Here is a 19,321-nt window from a genome sequence, read left to right on the forward strand (position 1 = left end):
TAGTGAGTTATTTATTTTTTTATAATTTTTTTGGATAAATAGAGTAAAGAATGAAATTTTATAATGTTAATATATGAAGTTGATTAAGTAACTGAAAAATTAGAAATATAAAAAATAATATAGAAAAATCACATAAATAAATTTTACGATTATTTATTTATAGATGAGGTGGAAAAAGATTCTGAGGTATAAAAAAACCATCTCATAATATGTGAGATGGTTAAGATTCTTATTTTAAATTTATTTATCAGAAATTGCTTCTACACCCGGTAAAACTTTTCCTTCAAGATATTCAAGAGAAGCCCCTCCGCCTGTAGAAATATGTGTGAATTTATCTGCATATCCAAGCTGTATTGCAGCAGCAGCAGAATCTCCACCGCCTATTATTGTAGTAGCACCTTCAAGGTGTGCAATTGCTTCACATACACCAATTGTTCCTTTTGCGAAATTAGGCATTTCAAATACACCCATAGGACCGTTCCAAACAACAGTTTTTGCTCCGTTTAATTTTTCAGAAAAAAGCTTTATGGAATCAGCACCTATATCAAGTCCCATCCATCCGTCTTCTATAGCATCTACAGAAACAGTTTTGAACTCTGTATCATTTTTAAATTCTTTTGCAACAACTGTATCAATAGGAAGAACTAATTCTTTACCGTTTGCTTTTGCTTTCTCAAGCAGCTGCTTGGCAAGCTCGACTTTATCTTCTTCAAGCAGAGATGAACCGATGTTTTTTCCTTGAGCTTTAAGGAAAGTAAACATCATTCCCCCGCCTATAAGGATTTTGTCTGCTTTTTCGATAAGATTTTCAATAACACCTATTTTATCAGAAACTTTAGCACCTCCTAAAATAGCAACCAAAGGTCTTGCAGGATTATTTACTACCCCGCCTATGAATTCTATTTCCTTTTCCATAAGGAATCCGGCAGCAGTCTCAAGGTGACTTGCTATTCCTACATTAGAAGCATGTGCTCTGTGAGCAGTTCCAAATGCGTCATTAACAAATACATCTCCTAAAGAAGCCCAGTATTTACCTAATTCAGGATCATTTTTAGACTCTTTTTTACCATCAATGTCTTCAAATCTTGTATTTTCAAACATCATGATTTCTCCGTCTTTTAGTTCAGAAACAGCTTTTTCCAATTCAGCTCCTCTTGTTTCAGGAATAAATTTTACAGGCTGTCCCAGTAATTCAGATAATCTTTCAGCAACAGGTTTTAAAGATTTAGAAGCTTTATCTGCTTCCTCTTTTACTTTCCCAAGATGTGAAAAAGCGATAACTTTTCCTCCGTGCTCAAGTACATATTTAATAGTAGGCAGAGCTGCAACTATTCTGTTTTCATCAGTAATTTTTCCATCTTTCATAGGTACATTAAAATCTACCCTCATTAGAACTTTTTTTCCTTTTACGTCTAAATCTTTAACAGTTTTTTTTGCCATTTTATATTTCCTCCCTGATTTTTTAAAAAAGCGGAACAAACAATAGAGAATGTCCCGCCTTTATATTTATGCCCTTTGTGAGATTTACTTAGAAATTTCTACAAAGTACTTTAAAGTTCTTATTAATTGTGCAGTATATGACATTTCGTTATCATACCAAGAAACTGTTTTAACAAGCTGTTTTCCGTCTACTGTAATGATTTTAGTTTGTGTAGCATCAAATAATGAACCAAATCTGATTCCGATTACGTCAGAAGAAACGATTTCATCTTCAGTATATCCGAAAGATTCATTAGCTGCTGCTTTCATAGCTGCGTTAACTTCTTCCACAGTTGTATTTTTTCCTAAAACAGTAACTAATTCAGTAACTGATCCAGTAATAACAGGTACTCTTTGTGCTGCACCGTCTAATTTACCTTTTAAGTTAGGTAAAACAAGTCCGATAGCTTTAGCTGCTCCTGTAGTGTTAGGAACTATATTTGCCGCAGCTGCTCTTGCTCTTCTGAAGTCACCTTTTCTGTGTGGTGCATCAAGAGTGTTTTGATCTCCTGTGTAAGCATGGATAGTAGTCATTAATCCTTCTACGATTCCAAAGCTTTCATCTAATACTTTAGCCATAGGTGCTAAACAGTTTGTAGTACAAGAAGCTCCTGAAAGAACTGTTTCAGTTCCGTCTAAAGTAGAGTGGTTAACATTATAAACTATAGTTTTCATTTCCCCTGTAGCTGGTGCAGATATAACTACTTTTTTTGCACCTGCTTTTATGTGCTCTTCAGCTTTTTCTTTAGATGTAAAGAATCCAGTACACTCAAGAACTACGTCAATTCCTAGATCTCCCCAAGGTAATTCAGCAGGGTTAGGGTTAGCGAATGTTTTGATCTCTTTTCCGTTAACAACAAAAGCCCCTTCCTTAACAGAGATTTCCCCGTTAAATCTTCCTTGTGCAGAATCATATTTAAATAGGTGCGCTAACATAGCTGCATCTGTTAAATCATTGATTGCTACTACTTCAAATTCAGGATTCTCCACCATTAATCTTAATGCTAGTCTTCCAATTCTCCCGAATCCATTAATTGCAACTTTAACTGCCATTTTACTATACCTCCTAAATAATTTTATTTACAAAATAAGTATATCACAAGCGTTATAACTTTTCAATTCAAATTTTAAAGAGGAAATAAAAAAATATATGAAAATTGTTATCATAAATATTTTCTGCAAATAAAAAATACAGAAATAAAAGAAAAATTAAATGTTTAAATTTTCACCAAGCCTGAAAACCGGAAGCAGGACGGAGATAACAATAAGTCCGATAAAAAAGGCTATAAAAATAATTGAAACAGGCTCAAGAATTTTTAGAAACCTTTTGGTTTTTTCTTTTATACGCATAAAATAAATATCTGTAATATGAGAAAAAACGAAGCCTAGATTGCCGGTTTCTTCACCAATAAGTATATAATTTTTATATTCATTGTCAAAAAACTGCATATTTTCGATAATTGTGCTTATGCTATGACCCTGTTCCAGTTTTTTTACAAGTATTTTTAACTCTTTTTCGAGAAGACTGCCTGCGGTCTGTGCACTAAGTTCGATTGATCTTATGATTTCCACGCCGCTGTTCAGGAGAATACTCATACTTTGAGAAAAATATAAAATTCTGAATTCCTGATACAGTTTTTTTACAGCCGGAAATTTTATAAGCAGCTTTTCAAAATTTTCTTTATTTTTTTTACAGTATGTAATGGAAAAAAAGAATAAACCAATTACTGATATTGAGATTATGATAAAATATTTTCCGTATAAATTGCTGAGCTTTATCATAATTTTGGTTAAAAGCGGTATTTCTTTATTTAAATCATTATATATTCCTGAAAATTTCGGCACGACGAATTTGAATAAAATACTGATAATTATAATAGAAGTGCCTAATACCAAAGCAGGATACATACTAAGATTTATAATTTCTTTTTTTAGCTCCTGTTCAAATTCATATTTATTTTTTAGATTTTCGAGAGGGAGCAGTATATTACCGCTCTCTTCAGCTATTTCCATTGTATTAAGAAAAATTTTATCATCTGTAATAAAAGCAAAGCCTTCTCTGAGAGTTTTACCTGCTTTTAGTGCTGATACAGCATTGCTTATATTATCTTTCAAAGCTCCTGAAAAATTTTCCGCAAGAATAGACAGGGCATCTGCAATTCTTATATCAGCTTTTACGAGAAAATAAAGAGAAGTTATAAAGGTCGTGAATTCTCCGGTTTTTACCCTGCTTTTTAATGACAGGATTTTTTTATGATGAAGAAGTGTATACTTTTGTATCTTTATATAATCATAGAATTCTTTCTCATTTTTGAATTCTAAAACAGAGCTTTTTTTATTAAAGCCCTTATCCATATATTTAAATTTTATTTTCAATTAATCCCCCCGCTGATGCTGCCATCATTTAACTAAAAAAATGAGAGCTGACATCGGATTTATTATTTTTTAGAAAGTAAAACTACACAGTAAGATTTCATTCCCTCCATGTTTCCGGTAAACCCTAGCTTTTCTTCGGTAGTAGCTTTTACACTTATACAATCAAGCGGAATATTCAGCTCTTTTGCAAAGTTTTTTCTTATTTCATCTATATAATCTCTTAATTTAGGTTTTTGTGCTACTACAGTAGCATCTATGTTCACTATATTGTATCCTTTTTCAGAAACTACGCTTAAAATTTCCCGAAGTAAAAGAATACTGTCGGCATTTTTAAATTTCGGATCGTTATCAGGAAAAAATTTTCCGATATCTCCAAGAGCAAGAGCTCCTATAAGAGCATCCATAACTGCATGGGTAAGAACATCAGCATCTGAATGTCCGTCTAAGCCCAATTCAAAAGGGATTTTTACTCCCCCCAGAATAAGATCTCTATCCCCGGCAAATTTGTGTACATCGTAACCTTGACCTATTCTAAACATTTTTACTCCTTATTTTCCTTGATATTTTTATCGTCTTCACTTGTATGATCTTCTTTTTTCATTCTGCTTATGGCAATATAAGAAGGCAGAAAAGCTGTAATTCTTTTATTCATTGCAGATCTAAGCGGGAGAGTACCGCTGTATTTGAATTCCTTTTGGAATGAGTTAATGCTTGTAAGCCTCAGAATAGAAAATAATCTTAGCAGAAATCCTATTATGAAAGCCAGTTTTATAGTATAAATTTTTTCACCCATCAGATAAATAAAGCCTTCATTAATAAAAGTTCCCAGAATACCTGCAAATAAACCGGCAAGCATAGCAGTGATCCCCACGACCGCAGAATAAATACTGACATATCCTTCTACAGGATCTTTGGAGACCTCCATAAGCAGATTTAAAAAGCATAAGTTTATTGCAGTAAATCCTACAGCATCAAAGATACCTGAAAGAACAAGGGACACCTTAAAATTATCATCTGTTAATGTGAAGTATAACAGGGCATTATAAGTGGCAAAAAATATACCAAGTCTTAAAATAGTACGATTCCCGTATTTATCTGAAAGTTTTCCGTAAATTATAAATAAAAACATAGAGATAACAGCAGTAAGAACACCTATGTTAGCGAGAAACCGCGGATCAGAACCTAATGTTTTTACTCTGAAATATTCAAAAAACGGTTTCAAAAACTCCAGTGAAAACAACCAGACAGATACAAATTTCAGGTAAGTGATAAAATCCTTGTTTTTAAAAATTTCTTTATAGCTGATTTTTTGCGCTGTAGGCTTAAAGTCAGGAATATGGTGTCTGTTCATAAGAAAAATGGTGCTTACAGCTGATATAGCTATTGACAGGGATAAAATAAAATATCCCGTTTTTTTATCAGGCATAGCAAGAAAGATACCATAAATCAGAGTGAAGAAAATAGAGGAGATAGAAATAAAGAAATTTCTCTTTCCAAAATATTTTCCTCTTTCTTTGTTGTTTATAATTTCTACCATTGCAGCAGTCCATGTATTGGTAACAAAAGGTGCAAACAGCGAATAAATAAGTATAATTGCTGTATAGATATATGGATTTCTCAGATCCAGAAATACTGCAACAGGAAGAAAAATCATTGATGTTCTTGAAATTATTATAGAAACCATCAGAGTTTTTTTTCTGGTCTTAAAGAGGGCATATAGTTTTTTGGTGAAAATTTGGAGTACCTGAGTAGCTGTCGGCAATATAGAAATAATTGCTATAAAAAACGGATTTGCATTAAAATATAATGCAAGATTAAGCATAATAAATCCTTGAGTACTCAGATACATACCATTAAAAAATATACCTTCTAAAATGGAAAACTTTTTAGTTTCTCGAACAGCAGTCTCAGTCAAGACAAAGCCTCCTTAATTAACGATTTTCCAAAGCCAGACGTCCAAGTGCAAGGCTTCCCATTAATCCGGCGTTTTCTTTTAAACCAGGATATACAATATAGTTATCAATATCTTCAAGTATTTCTTTTTTGTGTACATAACCGTTCAGAGTTTCTCTCACCATTTTTCTTATCAGTGGGAATAAATGACTCTGCTTCATGACTCCTCCGCCCATTATTATTTTTTGCGGCGAAAGAATAAGTATATAATTTACAAGAGCCTGTGAAAGATAATAAGCTTCCATTTCCCAGACCTCGTTACGCTCTTCAAGGTTATAAGCCTTATCTCCCCAACGTTCTTCTATTGCAGGTCCTGCTGCAAGTCCCTCGAGACAGTCTTTGTGAAACGGACATTTTCCTGTATACGGATCATTTTTATCTCTCTTTACAAAGATGTGACCCATCTCAGGATGTGTAAGTCCCTGAAGCATTTTTCCGTTAATAACGGCTCCGGCACCTATTCCTGTACCTACAGTGATATATACAACACTGCTTAAGCCCTGACCGGCTCCCCATAGAGACTCTCCAAGGGCTGCACTATTTACATCTGTATCAAATTCCATAGGAACATCAAAGTGTTTTTTTAATTCCCCCACTATGTCATAATCACTCCAGTGCGGTTTTGGAGTCTTAGTAATATAGCCGTATGATTCGGAACCTTTAACCGGGTCGATAGGACCGAAACATCCAATACCCATAGCTTCAAATTCTTTGTCTTTAAAATAATCAATAACCATTTTCATTGTCTCTTCGGGTGTTTTGGTAGGAATACTTGTTTTATCCAGTATTTCACCATTTTCATTTCCAATTCCGCAGATGAATTTTGTACCTCCGGCTTCAATTGCTGCAATTTTTTTCATAATTTTCACTTCCTCATAAAAAATTTTTATCCGGTAATAAAGCCGTTAAGCTGAGTGTTGTATAATTTGAAGTAGTGTCCGTTTTCATTCCGGATGAGTTCACTATGGGTTCCAGATTCCACAATGCCGTCTTTGTCAAGTACGATTATCTGATCAGCCTGTTTTATAGTGGAAAGTCTGTGAGCCACGACTATAACAGTTCTATTTTTTGTAAGTTTTTCAATATTTTCCTGAATGATGGCTTCAGTGATGTTGTCAAGAGCACTTGTGGCCTCATCCAAAATAAGAATCCTAGGGTTTTTCAGAAAGATTCTTGCAAGTGATATCCTTTGTTTCTGACCGCCTGACAGTTTAACACCGCGTTCTCCTACAAAGGTATCATATCCTTCCGGAAGTGACATTATGAATTCATGTATTCCTGCATGCTTTGCAGCAGTAATAACTTCTATATCGGAAGCTCCCAGTTTTCCATATTCTATATTATCTCTTATTGTTCCCCAGAAAATTACTACATCCTGCTGAACATATCCTATATTTTCACGGAGTGAGTGCAGGTCAGCCTGTCTTATATCAGTGTCATCGATATAAACATTCCCGGATTCTATTTCATAAAAACGGGGAATTATCTGTGCAATTGTAGTTTTTCCCACACCGCTCGGACCTACAAGAGCCACCATTTTACCGGCGGGAATATTAAGATTAAAGTGTTTCAGTATAGTTTCCGTACCTGCTTCATATTTGAAAGTAACATTTTCAAAGTTTATATTACCTTTTATATTTTTTAGCATAACAGCATCAGGGGCATTTTTTATAGGCTCTGGTTCGTCTATAAGTTCCTGAAATCTGACAAAACTTACCCATCCTTCCTGAATTGTCTCAAATGATCTGATAATTAACTTCATCGGAGCCATAAGCAGGTTAAAGTAAACAATATATGCCAAAAGATCTCCGTAATTGATAACCCCTTTTATTACTGCGGTTCCTGAAATAGTAAGTATAACTATATTCAAAAGTAACGAGAAAAAGTTATTTACTGCAGAAAACATTGCAAGTGCAAAATTAGTTCTTTTAGCCATTTTTTCCTGCAGCTTTGCCCCGCTTCTAAAGTCCTCCAATTCACGGCCTTCATTGGCAAAAGCTCTTGTGAGACGGACTGCTGATATGCTGCTTTCCAGCTTTGCATAAACAGAGCTTGTTTTTTCCCTTGCTTTTCTGAAAATATTCTCCATATGCTTTCTTGCCATGGCAGTTGCAATCAGCTGAACTGCAACAAAAGCAAATATAAGAAGAGTAATAGGGATATTAATCTGCAATAAAAGTATAAAACCTACTATTGAAACAAGAAAAAATGTAAGAAAGTCTTCTAATCCGTGGTGAATCATCTCTGATATGGTAAAAAGATCATTAGTAACACGGGATAAAATAATTCCGACTTTGTTCTTGTCAAAATATTCAAATGGGAGAACCTGTAATTTTTTAAAGGCTCTTTCTCTCATATCCTGATGCAGTCTTAAGCCCCAGATATGACCAAAGTAAGCCTGTGAAAAATTAAGCCCGGTATAGATAATTACCAGTCCTGTGAATATCAGACCGCCTTTTATAATTGCTTCTGAATTATTTTCAGGTATATAAACATTTAAAATCTGCCTTGAAAAAAAGGGAAGTATAAGATCAATAGCTGTGATTCCCATAACTACCAATAAAACAAGGCTCATATTCTTTCTGTATTTGAGTATGTAGTCTAAAAATTTGCGAAACATTGTTGACTCCTTTATAGATTTTTGCGATAACTGACAGTGTTTAAGAGTTGTATAATTCATCATAGAATTCTGTGATCTGTTCTGGTGTTGCAGTAGCAGTTCCCATTTTACCTACAACAATTCCTGCAGCGGTATTTGCAATTCTTGCAGCTTCAAACCATGTAGCACCGGCAACTTTTGCAAGAGTAAATACTGAAATGACAGTATCACCTGCTCCTGTTACATCATAGACTTCTTTGGCAACAGTAGAAATAGTTTCTGCTTCATCATTTCCAAATAATGTCATTCCTTCCTCACTTCTTGTAAGCAGAAGATTATTCAGATGAAGCTTTTCCTTTAATTTGAACATCTGGGCTGTAAGATCTTCTTCATCACTGAAACTTTCGACCTCAAGACATTCCATTGCTTCTTTTCTGTTAGGAGTAATAGAAGTAGCCCCGAGATAGTTCATATGATTTTTAGGCTTTGGGTCTACTGTTACAATTTTATTGTTTTCATTTGCCAGTTTGATGATTTCACTTGAGAGTCTTGCTGTAAGAACTCCCTTATCATAATCAGAAAGAATAAAAGCGTCAATATTGTCTATATTATTTTTTATTTTTTCCAGAATTTTATCTTCTACGTCAGCAGTAATATTTGCTTTATTTTCCCAGTCAAGTCTCAGAAGCTGCTGGTTTTGTGCGATGACCCTTCTTTTTACGGCTGTAGGTCTTTTTTCGTCAATTATAATACCATCTGTATGAATACTCTTTTCTTCCAGTACATTCAAAAATCTTTTTCCGTTATCATCATTGCCTATAACTCCGAAAGCAAATACTTTTGCATTAAGGCTGTTCAGGTTATTCAGAACATTTGCCGCTCCGCCCAGAACAAAAGTTTCTTTCTTTACATTAACTACAGGCACAGGAGCTTCGGGAGATATTCTGTCTACACTGCCAAAGATATAATCATCCAGCATAACATCTCCGACTACTGCGATTCTAGCGTTACTGAAGTTGTTTAATATTTCTTCAAGTCTTTTTTTACCTACCATTATTTTGTCTCCTATCCATAACTCAATTCAAAATTTAAAACTATGTCTATTATACAATATAAATTAAGGATTTTAAAGAGACATTCCATATTATTTTTTATTAAAAATTTTCAGATCGATACATTCTGCCATAGCCTTTATTCCCTCATCATTAATATAAAAATATTCTTTTTTGTCAAAATCTTTTTTTAGTTTTTCCGGTTCTTCGGGATTGCATAAAAAACTGTCAAAGTCAGCAACAGAATCGAACTCTTCAGAGGTGCGGATCCAGAAATTGACAGCTGTACGGATACTCTCCATTTTGGCAGAATAATATTTACATCCATAAACAGGCGGAATTGTACATCCGATAATGCTGATCTGTCTCTCTTTTGCAATTGTGCTGCAAATTTTCAGGGCATTTATAATGTCATTTCCGTTTAAGGATGAGATTTCCTCGGTTTTGCATGAAGAAATAAGATCGTTGATTCCCGGAAATAACAGAAGAAATTTTATTCCGGTTTGATTAAGCACGTCTTTTTCAAATCTTGATAAACCAGAGGAGCCGTAAAGTCCTTTTAGCTGATCGGGACAGCTGTGGAGAAGCCTGTTTCCGTTAATTTCCTGACTTAAAACGGCAGTATTGTGAATATTATTTTCTTGGAAACGCTTAACAAGATGATGGTGCCAGCCGTTTGCAATACCAGAATCTCCGAATATAACAAGGGAGGAATAACTGCCCTCATCGATTACCTCTATATTTGTGACAAACGGAATAAGATGGTTTCTGTATTCATTTTTATGCAGAATATCTGAATTCTTATTTTTTAGTTCATCAAGAATATTTCCTTTTTCTGAAATATAATATGATAAAAATGAAAAATTGCCTGTACTTAGTTCTGTAAAATTTTCTATATAAAGACCTACCCAGTAATTTTCATCTGCTGTAACAGAAAATTCCAGAGGGTCACTGTATATTTCTTCTTTTACAGGTATTATTACTTCATGACCGCCGTTAAAGAAGATATCAGAGTAAGCTGAATTTTCTTTGAAAATACAGGCCTCTTTTATTTTTAACGGAAGACTGCCGTAAAGATTGGAAAATTTTATTTTTATATTTCTTCCTTTTAGCGTAATATTTAATTTTATAAGAATTGTTTCATTTTTAAACTGTATATTTGTAAGGGTAAGATTAGTAGCAGATACGCTGAAAGCTCCTACCCATTTAATTTTACTATTCATAAACCTCCTAATTACAGTATTTTTATTCTGTCTGTATTTCTCCTTCTATTTCAATATAAATATCTCGGATTTCTTTATTTTTTCTCTTATATCTGAATAAAGAACCCAGAATTGGTATTTTGCTTAATACAGGGACTCTTTTTTCAGAATCTTTCTGTACATTTTGTTTTAAACCGCCTATAAAAACAGAAGTTCCGTTTTTGAAAGAAACTATTGAATTGATTTTATTTTTCTGTTTTGCACCCTGATCGGCATTAAAATTAGAGCTTAGCTTAAAATTACTTATTTCGGAATCAATGTAAAGTATGATTTCCTGAGAATCGCCGAAACCTCTTATTTCAGGTTTTATCTTAAAAACAACACCGGCCTCTGCAAAAACAGGCTCTATATACTCTGTATCCTTAATAGTAGATTTTTTTTCGCCGACAATTACCTCCTCAGTGACTCTGAGTTCTCCCTCACTGCCTTCAAGAATGAGAAGGACAGGCATAGCTTCTATTTTTATATCTCCATTTTCTTTAAGAGCGTCTATATTGATACCTAAAAAATTTCCTCCTGTTTTCAATAAACCGGACAATGAAAGATTACCGTCTATAAACGAACTGAGGAAATCCGAAGCTTTATTATCATTGTTTTTTCCGGCAGAAAAATCAACGCCCAGTCTTTCAAAAAGATTGTCACTTGTATCAATAATAGTAGCTTTTATTTGAATTTGCTTTTTAGGACGGTCAAATTTTTCTATAATATATTTTAGTTCATTGATCTCTTCCATAGTTCCTTTCAGAATAAGTTCTTTTCCAAGCCCGGTTATTTTAGAGGTGTTAATATCCTTGAGCTTCGGGATCAGCTCAGAGGTATCGATATTAACAAGTCTTATGCTTTCCCGGGTAACAGGCGGAGTTTTATTTTTCTCACTGTTATTTTGCAGAGAAGCAGGAGAAGAAATTTCACTTTTTATTTCTGCAGTATTTTGTACTTTTTCAGAAGCTTTTTTTATTTCTTCCTTAGGCTTAACAATAAAAATTCTCTTTGAAGCTTCATGATCTTCTTTATTTACGTAATTACTGATTTCTGTACTGTATGCAGGCAGAAATATCAACAGAATAAGAAAAATATATTTTTTATTCACTTTTTCTCCTCCTTCATTAAATTTGAATTTTTTTCCAGATATCCCAGAGAAATTTTAAAACTGTCTCTTGTAAGCTCTATATATGATTTAGTCATATCAATGTATACTTTGCTTTTATTGATAAAATATAGAAATTTTGTCATTCCGGCAAGATCTCCTTCAAATGTAAAAAAAATATATTTTAGTGAATAGCTCTCTTTTTTCCAGATATACTCAGCCTTTCCTATTTCCCTTAAATCAAGTCCGCTTTCTTCGGAAAATAAATAGATGATTTTTTTAAACTCAGTTTCATTTTTCAGTGTACTGGAATTAAGATTTAGTGTTATATTATTAATTGTTTTCAGCTGTTCTTCCGACTCTGTTTTCTTTTGAGAATTTTCTTCATTAACATGTCTGAGTTTTTCTTTCAGTTCATTTTTTTCATTAAGCAGGATATTATAATTATTTTTTAGTTCTGTTCTTCTTTCATATTTTTGAAATAGAAATATTAATAAAACGACACTCAGGAAGAGCAGCGTGTATTTATTTCTGTTTAATTCCATATGATATCCCCGATTTTATACTGAAATGTAAGAAGCTTGCTGCGGCTTTTTATAAATATCAATTCGATATTCTGAGCATATCTCGCTAATTTTATTTCAAATTTTTCTATATTTTTAAATTTTAATGAATCACCTTCAATAGTCCAGAAATTATTCTCATAAATAATTTTTGAAAAACCTGTATCGGTATTTGATTCCTCAATAAGAAATTTGAGAAATTTATAATGATTCTGATATTTCATATTTTGGATAATTTCTTTTAATTCATTTAGATCTTTGGAATAGTCCGGAATATTTTCATTCTTTGCTGCAAGAAAACTTTGCTGTATGGTTTCAACTTCATTTTTTATTTCATCATTTTTTTTCTCCAGTTCGTTTGTGGATAAAAATAAATTTAACAGGATGCATATCAGAATGATCAGGAAATAAGGAAAAATATTTTTCATTTTTATATTTTTAAATATAGGAATACGGGTATTTAAAAAGTTTATATCGTTGGATAGTTCACATCCTTTAAAAATAATTTCTATATTTTCAGGCTGATAGTCTAAAAAGATCATCGTCTCATCATCATTTACAAATTCGTAGGAATTTATGTTATCACTGTCATTTATATTAAGATTAAGGCTTTTAAAGCCTTGAATGTTCCTGTTCCGTACAGAGAGAAAAGAACTGAGTTCATCCCCGAAGGTAAGGACAGAGACATCTTCATTTTCATAGTATCTGTATATTCCAATAATATCCGCCTTACATTCTGTGATTATAAATCCGTATTTTTTTAACAAGGCAGCAAGATTGACAATAAAATCTCTTCTGATACAAAAAACTAGACTTTTTCTTAACGGATGATCAAGATAAAACTGTTTTGTAATAAAATTTTTGATACTATAATTTTCAATTTCATCTGATAAAAAAGATTTTAAAAGATTTTGCTCTTCCTTGCTATTGGAAGAAGGTGCTTCAAAAAAACTAATATAAAATCTTGAAAAATCAAGAATAAGTGAGACTTTTTCTTTTTTTATGCCATATTTGTTTTTTATGTCATTAATAACCTCAAGGATATTATCAAATGTATAAGCAGTGATTTCTTCATGGTATTTCAGAAAAAGTCTGTTTTCGCTTTTTAAATAAATTTCCAGCATTATTCCCCCTCAAAATAGAAACTAATGGTTTCTATATTTATTTCATCGTTATTTTTTCTAATAAATTTTATATTTTCTGCAGCAGAGATATTTTCATTTAGAATATTTTTTCCATATATTATTATTAAATCCGGATACAGCATATTTTCTTTTAATGGCAGATGATAACTGTTGCCGTTTTGATCTTTTATATCTGTAATATTAAAACCGCCTGTGCTTTTTTCATTTTGCTTGAAGTATAAAAGTCTCTTTAGATTAGTTTTACCGGTGCTGTCTTCCGCAACTCCGGAATTATAATATTCATATTTATTATTCAGCGAGATTTTGTTTCCGGCAATCAAAATACCGCTTTTGTAAATAGAAGCCGAGAAAGCTTTTTCATTTTCTGTAAGCTTTATTTTTAAAGCATAAGAGTAAGCAGAATTAAGGGTCAAAATTTTATATCTGTTTTTGGTAAAAAAGATAAATCCTGTAAGAAATACAGATAAAACAGATAAGATAATTAATACATACAGTAAGGAACTTCCTTTATTTTTCATTTTAGATTTATCACCTGCTCTGTTGTATTTCCGTTTATCTCAAAAATTATCAGCAGGAGATCACTCTTAGTCCGAAATACTAATGAATCAAGCTTTGCAAGAGTATCATATTTTTTGAAGCTTTCCGGAGTTTGGGAACTGGAAATAAGCAGTTTCGGTTTATTGAATTTTATCAGGTAAAATTCTCCGTCGGCTTTATAAAGCAATGAATTGCCGGTATCGGAAACTCCATTTTCATTTATAATAAAAAAATTTGATTTTTTCCCTTTATATAAAAATTTTTCTTTATCTCTTTCTTTAATGTTTTTTTTTAATACATTAAAAAGGTAAAGTGTATTTTCACCGGCAGTTCTGACTTTAGTTTTGTAATTTTGAATAATGACTATTCTTTTCATAAAAGTAAACAGTAAAAGTAATATTATGGAAAAAATAAATATATTGAGAATAAATTCCAGCAGCAGGCCTCCTTTATTTTTCATAATCCTCCAAATAGGGTATATAATATAATTCTTTAGTATCAGTGGTAATTTTAAAAATAAAAAGCTTTTGTAAATTTTTATTTAAGTAATAGTATTCTGTTTTTTGAATATCAATATTGATAAGAGTGTTCTCTTTTTCCTTTGTTTCAAAGCAGCTTAAGTGAAAGAAATTACAAAAATCCTTAAAGGAAGTAAAGCTTTTTTTGCCTGTCTTTGTTTCAAGATTTTGGTACCCTGTATTTTCCAGATATTCCGGTATATTCTCCAAAAAAACAGACTCACGCTCCTTTTTTTCCAAAAGTATATTAGTCTTAAAAACCTTTATATACAAATGCGAAAAAGGAAGAAGGACAGCTGTGATATATAAAAGTGCCAGAAGATTTTCAATAAGAAGGCTTCCTCTTTTGTTTTTGTATTTCATAAGTACACTTCACTTATAAATACCGAAAAGCATATAAAAGGAGCAAAAGCCACATAGCATTTCAGAGTCCTTTTTCTAAAGAAAATGAGAAAAAATGAGAAAATCCCGGCACTGATATAAAGTATTTCATAAAACCACAGCAGATTTTTTAATCCGGAATATGAAATAAAGCCGCCGGCAGCACATATTAATTTCACATCTCCGAATCCGATGATTTCTTTATTTATAAAATCAGAAGCAGAATAAAGTAAAAGTACGGGTAATCCGTAAGAAGCCGCACCAAGGAACCAGTTTTCCGGATTATTCCGTAAAACAGAGTAAAGAAACCCTGTGATCAGCAGTATAATGAAAAATCTGTCAGGAATAATATGTGTTTCAATATCAATAAATGAAGCTGCGAGTAAAATTGAGTAAACAAATGCCTTGTAAAAAAATATAATAGAGAAACCATGAGAAAAATATAATATCAGAAATAAAACAGGAGTGAGTATTTCCAGAATAAAATATGATCTTTTGATTTTTATCCCGCAGCGGTGACATTTTCCGTGCTGGAGCAGGAAAGAAAATACAGGTATGTTACGGTAAAAGGCAATTTTTACTGCGCAGCGGTCACATTTGGAGCCCGGGAAAATAATGCTTTCATTTCTTGGAATTCTGTAACAGATAACACCTGTAAAACTTCCGGTGATTAATCCCAGTATCAAGGCTGCAATCATTTTGCCACCAGGGTTTCATCCTTAAAAGATCTGCTGTCACTGTCTATTTTAGCGGATATTTCCCCGTCATCCAGAAAAAATTTTCCCTTGATATTTCCAAGTTCAAAACTGGTATCTGTTTTCAGATTAATATTAAGTTTTTCAATATCTCCGTGTTCCTGAAAGACTTTCTGGATATCATCCGGAATACTGCCGTTATTTTCAATACTCCATGAAAGCGAAGAATTATTCAGATCGGAGATAGCACCTAAGATTTTACTTTTATTGGCTTTGTCCAGGTATTTATTTACTTGAGGAATGGCAATAGTGGCAATTATAGAGATAATAGCCAGAACAAGAATGACTTCGACAAGTGTGAATCCTTTTTTCATAAAAATTTCCCCCTTTAAAATTTTATATGCTTAATGTACAATTTTTTTAATTTTAAGTCAATTGTTATATTTTAAATAATTTAATTTTTTTGTGTAAAAATAAGTATGAAATTAGAAATAAAAGGGTGTGTTTTAAATGAAAGAAAGTGTTTAGAAAGATAAACAACTCTCAAAACAGCAGATTCAACCTTGAAATACAGTAAAACAAAATATGAATGACTAGTCATTTTTTGATTGAAATGATTATTCTAATGTGTTAAAATGAACTAATTAAATAACATCAATCTAACTTTTTTATAATTATCAGTCTTTTTCAATAACACTTCATGCAGGTTTTCATAAAATAATTCTGCTTACAAAATATACACTATAAATATTGGTAAGAATACTGCAAAATTCAAGATTACTGTATGAAAATTATTCATAGGTTTTGCAGATTAAGGAATAAAATTTGAGGAGGTTAACTATGGAAGAACTAATACAGGCAGGAGCTTTACTTGGAGCCGGAACGGCAATGATAGGAGGTATAGGTTCAGGAATAGGGCAGGGATTCGCAACTGGGAAAGCCGTAGAAGCAGTATCAAGACAGCCGGAAGCTAAGCAGGATATATTACAGGTATTGTTTATAGGGTGTGCAATAGCGGAATCAACAGGAATTTACTCGCTGGTTATAGCATTTTTATTGATTTTTATGAAAAGTTAGGATATCTAAACTGATATGTATATATTTTTTATAAAGGCTCATTACTAAGTAACGGCGGTTTTATAAAAAAACAGGGGAAACATTGGTCAAAAGACTTTTTGTTTCTCCTGTTTTTTATTTAGAACTTTGTATAATTTATTTGGCTTTATCATGAATATAAGCAATTTTAGGCATTCTTCTCTTAAATTCCGAATTTTTTATTTTTTCAAGAATAGAGTCTACTACTTCGGATTTGAAGCCTAAAGTTATTACTTCATTTCTGTCTTTTTTTCTGTCGATCAATTCAAAGAGAATATCATCTGCATCGTGATATGAGAATCCAAGCTCTCCTTCGTCCGTCTGTCCTTCCCAGAGATCAGCACTTGGTTTTTTTTCTATAACTTCTTTAGGCACACCAAGATATTCAGAAAGACTCCAAACCTGTGTTTTATAAAGGTCTGCAATTGGCAGCAGTGCACAGGCAGCGTCACCGTACTGTGTAGAGTATCCAAGATACATCTCGGTCTTATTTCCCGTTCCCATAACAAGAGAACGGTCTCTTGCAGATAAATCATAAAGGATACACATTCTTTCCCGTGCCATTCTGTTACCTTTTCTAAGAGGACTTGCATCAGGGAAGAAGCTGAAATATGAGTCTACCATATTTGTAATTTCTACTTTTTCCCAGCTGATTTTGGCAGCTTCGGCTACTTTTAGCGCATCTTCCTCACTCTTAGGGCTGGAAGTCCTGTAAGGCATTATTACTCCGTGTACATTTTTTTTCCCAAAGGCTTCTTTTGCAAGAAAAGCAACCAGACTGGAATCTATCCCCCCCGACAGACCGAGAATAACTTTCTCAAATCCCGAATTTCTTACTTCTCTTCTCATGAATTCTATAATTCTTCTGCTTACATATTCATGGTCAATAGCGAGTTTATTCATAGTTTTCTCCTTTATAAAATTGAGTTTTTAGTTTATTTTAGTAATCTATGTACATTATAAATATTATAGAGAGTAGTGTCAATTTTTTTATGGAGATATAAATAAAATCCTTTAATGATTCGTGAAATATATGAATTAGCAGGTCAAATATAAAATAAAAAAATCATTATTTAATTATATATTCCATCCTGAATTACTTATAAATAAAGAAAAAACTGATGAAATGAGCATACAGATAATGATTTTAAAAAATTGAAAAATATATCGGAATATTGTATAATTGATAAGAAAAAAGTTTATACTCGCAATGGAGGGAACAAATGTCGAGAAAAAAGAGTATATCCCCTTATTGGATATTACTTGACTCATTTTTGATAATAATATTTATAGGAACAGTTCTTCTTACACTGCCGATATCCAGTGCTACAGGAGAGAGAGTGCCGGTAATAGACAGTCTGTTCACTACAACATCGGCTGTAGCGGTAACAGGGCTAGTGGTAAATGATGTGAGTACAACTTTTAGCCTGTTTGGAAAAACAGTAATTATAATACTGATCCAGCTCGGCGGTCTTGGAATAATGACTTTTTCATCAATAATAGTACTGCTTATATCAAAAAAAATAAGCTACCGTACGAAAAAGATAGTTCAGGAAGACCTTAATTACAACACTCTGTTTGATATACAGAAATATATAAAAAATGTAGTAAAGACAGTTTTATTTATAGAATTTTTGGGTGCATTCTGTCTGTTTTTTACTTTTATAAAGAAATACAGTTTCTGGAAAGCGGTTTATTATTCTGTATTCCACTCGGTTTCGGCCTTTTGTAATGCAGGATTTTCATTGTTTTCCGATAATCTGGGTGGATACAGATCAAATATATCGGTAAATATAGTCATATGCTCTTTGATTGTTCTCGGAGGTATAGGATTTGCCGCTTTGAACAATATACATCTTTATATAAAGAAAAAAATAAAACGGGACAAAAATAAAATAAGGCTTAATCTTACTACAAAAATGGCAGTATTAATGTCTGCTATTTTAATAGCAGCTGGAATTCTGGTGACATTTGTGATAGAAGCAAACAATCCAGCTACATTACAGAATTTTTCAATGCATGATAAAATACTGGCCTCTTTGTTCCAGAGTGTTACCACAAGAACTGCAGGATTCCAGACGATGGATCTGGCTAATATGAGAATAGCTACTTTGATTTCATATATTTTTTTCATGTATATAGGAGCTTCGCCGGGATCTACAGGCGGCGGTATAAAAACTACAACAATAGGCGTAATAATACTGGGGGTTTACAGTACACTGACAAACAGGGAAGATATAGAAATAAAGAAAAAGAAAATAGCATGGGATGTATTTAACAAAGCAACATCCATAGTTTTTATCTCTTTGACATATATAATCTGCATAGTTTTTTTTCTGAGTCTTTTGGAGAAAAACAAAGGCTTTCTGGAACTGGTATTTGAAACAGTGTCAGCTTTTGGAACAGTGGGATTATCACTGAACATAACACCTGATCTGGGAAGTATATCGAAGCTGCTTATAGCACTGACTATGTTTATAGGAAGAGTAGGGCCGCTTACAGTGGCAATGGCTTTATCAGCACACAGCAAGAGAAGAGGAGCATATAAATATCCCGTGGAGGATGTACAGGTAGGATAA

At 32.7% G+C, this 19,321-nt stretch carries 20 protein-coding genes; 2 read left to right on the forward strand and 18 right to left on the reverse strand.

The genetic code is table 11. The features are described 5' to 3' along the window. Positions 1 to 240: 240 nt before the first annotated feature. The 17 genes from STERM_RS01160 to STERM_RS01240 all read right to left on the reverse strand — a co-directional run bounded on the left by STERM_RS01160 (position 241) and on the right by STERM_RS01240 (position 16,021). The gene (locus STERM_RS01160; protein ID WP_012859713.1) at positions 241 to 1,440 is read right to left on the reverse strand and encodes a phosphoglycerate kinase; all 1,200 of its coding nucleotides are present in this window, start codon (positions 1,438 to 1,440) and stop codon (positions 241 to 243) included. Positions 1,441 to 1,524: 84 nt separating this feature from the next. Continuing rightward, a complete protein-coding gene (gene gap, locus STERM_RS01165) occupies positions 1,525 to 2,532 on the reverse strand; it encodes a type I glyceraldehyde-3-phosphate dehydrogenase (protein WP_012859714.1) in 1,008 nt (335 codons plus the stop codon). Positions 2,533 to 2,688: 156 nt separating this feature from the next. Continuing rightward, positions 2,689 to 3,855 (reverse strand): type II secretion system F family protein, encoded by a 1,167-nt coding sequence (locus STERM_RS01170; protein ID WP_012859715.1) that lies wholly within the window; start codon positions 3,853 to 3,855, stop codon positions 2,689 to 2,691. Positions 3,856 to 3,917: 62 nt separating this feature from the next. Further along, positions 3,918 to 4,394, reverse strand: a complete 477-nt coding sequence (gene ispF / locus STERM_RS01175; protein ID WP_012859716.1) for a 2-C-methyl-D-erythritol 2,4-cyclodiphosphate synthase — start codon at positions 4,392 to 4,394, stop codon at positions 3,918 to 3,920. A gap of 2 nt (positions 4,395 to 4,396) precedes the next feature. Further along, a complete protein-coding gene (locus tag STERM_RS01180) occupies positions 4,397 to 5,770 on the reverse strand; it encodes an MFS transporter (protein WP_012859717.1) in 1,374 nt (457 codons plus the stop codon). Between the two features lie 16 nt (positions 5,771 to 5,786). Then, entirely contained in the window at positions 5,787 to 6,668 is an 882-nt protein-coding gene (locus tag STERM_RS01185) for an ROK family protein (RefSeq protein ID WP_012859718.1), read from the reverse strand. 26 nt (positions 6,669 to 6,694) lie between these two features. After that, the gene (locus tag STERM_RS01190; RefSeq protein WP_012859719.1) at positions 6,695 to 8,428 is read right to left on the reverse strand and encodes an ABC transporter ATP-binding protein; all 1,734 of its coding nucleotides are present in this window, start codon (positions 8,426 to 8,428) and stop codon (positions 6,695 to 6,697) included. Positions 8,429 to 8,468: 40 nt separating this feature from the next. Next, complete coding sequence (rfaE1, locus tag STERM_RS01195) at positions 8,469 to 9,461, reverse strand: D-glycero-beta-D-manno-heptose-7-phosphate kinase (RefSeq protein WP_012859720.1); 993 nt, start codon at positions 9,459 to 9,461, stop codon at positions 8,469 to 8,471. Positions 9,462 to 9,551: 90 nt separating this feature from the next. Further along, entirely contained in the window at positions 9,552 to 10,682 is a 1,131-nt protein-coding gene (locus STERM_RS01200; RefSeq protein WP_012859721.1) for an SGNH/GDSL hydrolase family protein, read from the reverse strand. 22 nt (positions 10,683 to 10,704) lie between these two features. Then, a complete protein-coding gene (locus STERM_RS01205) occupies positions 10,705 to 11,811 on the reverse strand; it encodes a type II secretion system protein GspD (protein WP_012859722.1) in 1,107 nt (368 codons plus the stop codon). Next, on the reverse strand, positions 11,808 to 12,353 hold the full coding sequence (locus STERM_RS01210) for a hypothetical protein (protein ID WP_012859723.1): 546 nt from the start codon (positions 12,351 to 12,353) through the stop codon (positions 11,808 to 11,810). The genes STERM_RS01205 and STERM_RS01210 overlap by 4 nt, the downstream gene beginning before the upstream one ends. Next, positions 12,344 to 13,495, reverse strand: a complete 1,152-nt coding sequence (locus STERM_RS01215) for a hypothetical protein (protein WP_012859724.1) — start codon at positions 13,493 to 13,495, stop codon at positions 12,344 to 12,346. Before STERM_RS01215 ends, STERM_RS01210 begins: the two co-directional genes overlap by 10 nt. Then, positions 13,495 to 14,034: a hypothetical protein gene (locus STERM_RS01220; RefSeq protein ID WP_012859725.1), complete on the reverse strand. Its 540-nt coding sequence runs from the start codon at positions 14,032 to 14,034 to the stop codon at positions 13,495 to 13,497. Before STERM_RS01220 ends, STERM_RS01215 begins: the two co-directional genes overlap by 1 nt. Then, positions 14,031 to 14,513, reverse strand: a complete 483-nt coding sequence (locus tag STERM_RS01225; RefSeq protein WP_012859726.1) for a hypothetical protein — start codon at positions 14,511 to 14,513, stop codon at positions 14,031 to 14,033. The genes STERM_RS01220 and STERM_RS01225 overlap by 4 nt, the downstream gene beginning before the upstream one ends. After that, the gene (locus STERM_RS01230; RefSeq protein WP_012859727.1) at positions 14,503 to 14,934 is read right to left on the reverse strand and encodes a hypothetical protein; all 432 of its coding nucleotides are present in this window, start codon (positions 14,932 to 14,934) and stop codon (positions 14,503 to 14,505) included. Before STERM_RS01230 ends, STERM_RS01225 begins: the two co-directional genes overlap by 11 nt. Continuing rightward, positions 14,931 to 15,650: a prepilin peptidase gene (locus tag STERM_RS01235; protein WP_012859728.1), complete on the reverse strand. Its 720-nt coding sequence runs from the start codon at positions 15,648 to 15,650 to the stop codon at positions 14,931 to 14,933. Before STERM_RS01235 ends, STERM_RS01230 begins: the two co-directional genes overlap by 4 nt. Next, the gene (locus STERM_RS01240) at positions 15,647 to 16,021 is read right to left on the reverse strand and encodes a prepilin-type N-terminal cleavage/methylation domain-containing protein (protein ID WP_012859729.1); all 375 of its coding nucleotides are present in this window, start codon (positions 16,019 to 16,021) and stop codon (positions 15,647 to 15,649) included. The genes STERM_RS01235 and STERM_RS01240 overlap by 4 nt, the downstream gene beginning before the upstream one ends. Positions 16,022 to 16,487: 466 nt before the next feature. On the opposite strand from STERM_RS01240, the gene atpE reads away from it, so the two are divergent. Beyond that, on the forward strand, positions 16,488 to 16,724 hold the full coding sequence (gene atpE / locus STERM_RS01245; protein ID WP_012859730.1) for an ATP synthase F0 subunit C: 237 nt from the start codon (positions 16,488 to 16,490) through the stop codon (positions 16,722 to 16,724). A gap of 135 nt (positions 16,725 to 16,859) precedes the next feature. Here the strand turns inward: atpE and STERM_RS01250 are convergent, their stop codons facing one another. After that, complete coding sequence (locus STERM_RS01250; protein WP_012859731.1) at positions 16,860 to 17,645, reverse strand: NAD+ synthase; 786 nt, start codon at positions 17,643 to 17,645, stop codon at positions 16,860 to 16,862. Positions 17,646 to 17,965: 320 nt separating this feature from the next. Here STERM_RS01250 and STERM_RS01255 point away from each other — a divergent pair, with 320 nt between their 5' ends. Then, positions 17,966 to 19,321, forward strand: coding sequence for a TrkH family potassium uptake protein (locus STERM_RS01255; RefSeq protein WP_012859732.1), 1,356 nt, complete (start codon positions 17,966 to 17,968; stop codon positions 19,319 to 19,321).

This window comes from Sebaldella termitidis ATCC 33386, assembly GCF_000024405.1.
Lineage (GTDB): Bacteria > Fusobacteriota > Fusobacteriia > Fusobacteriales > Leptotrichiaceae > Sebaldella > Sebaldella termitidis.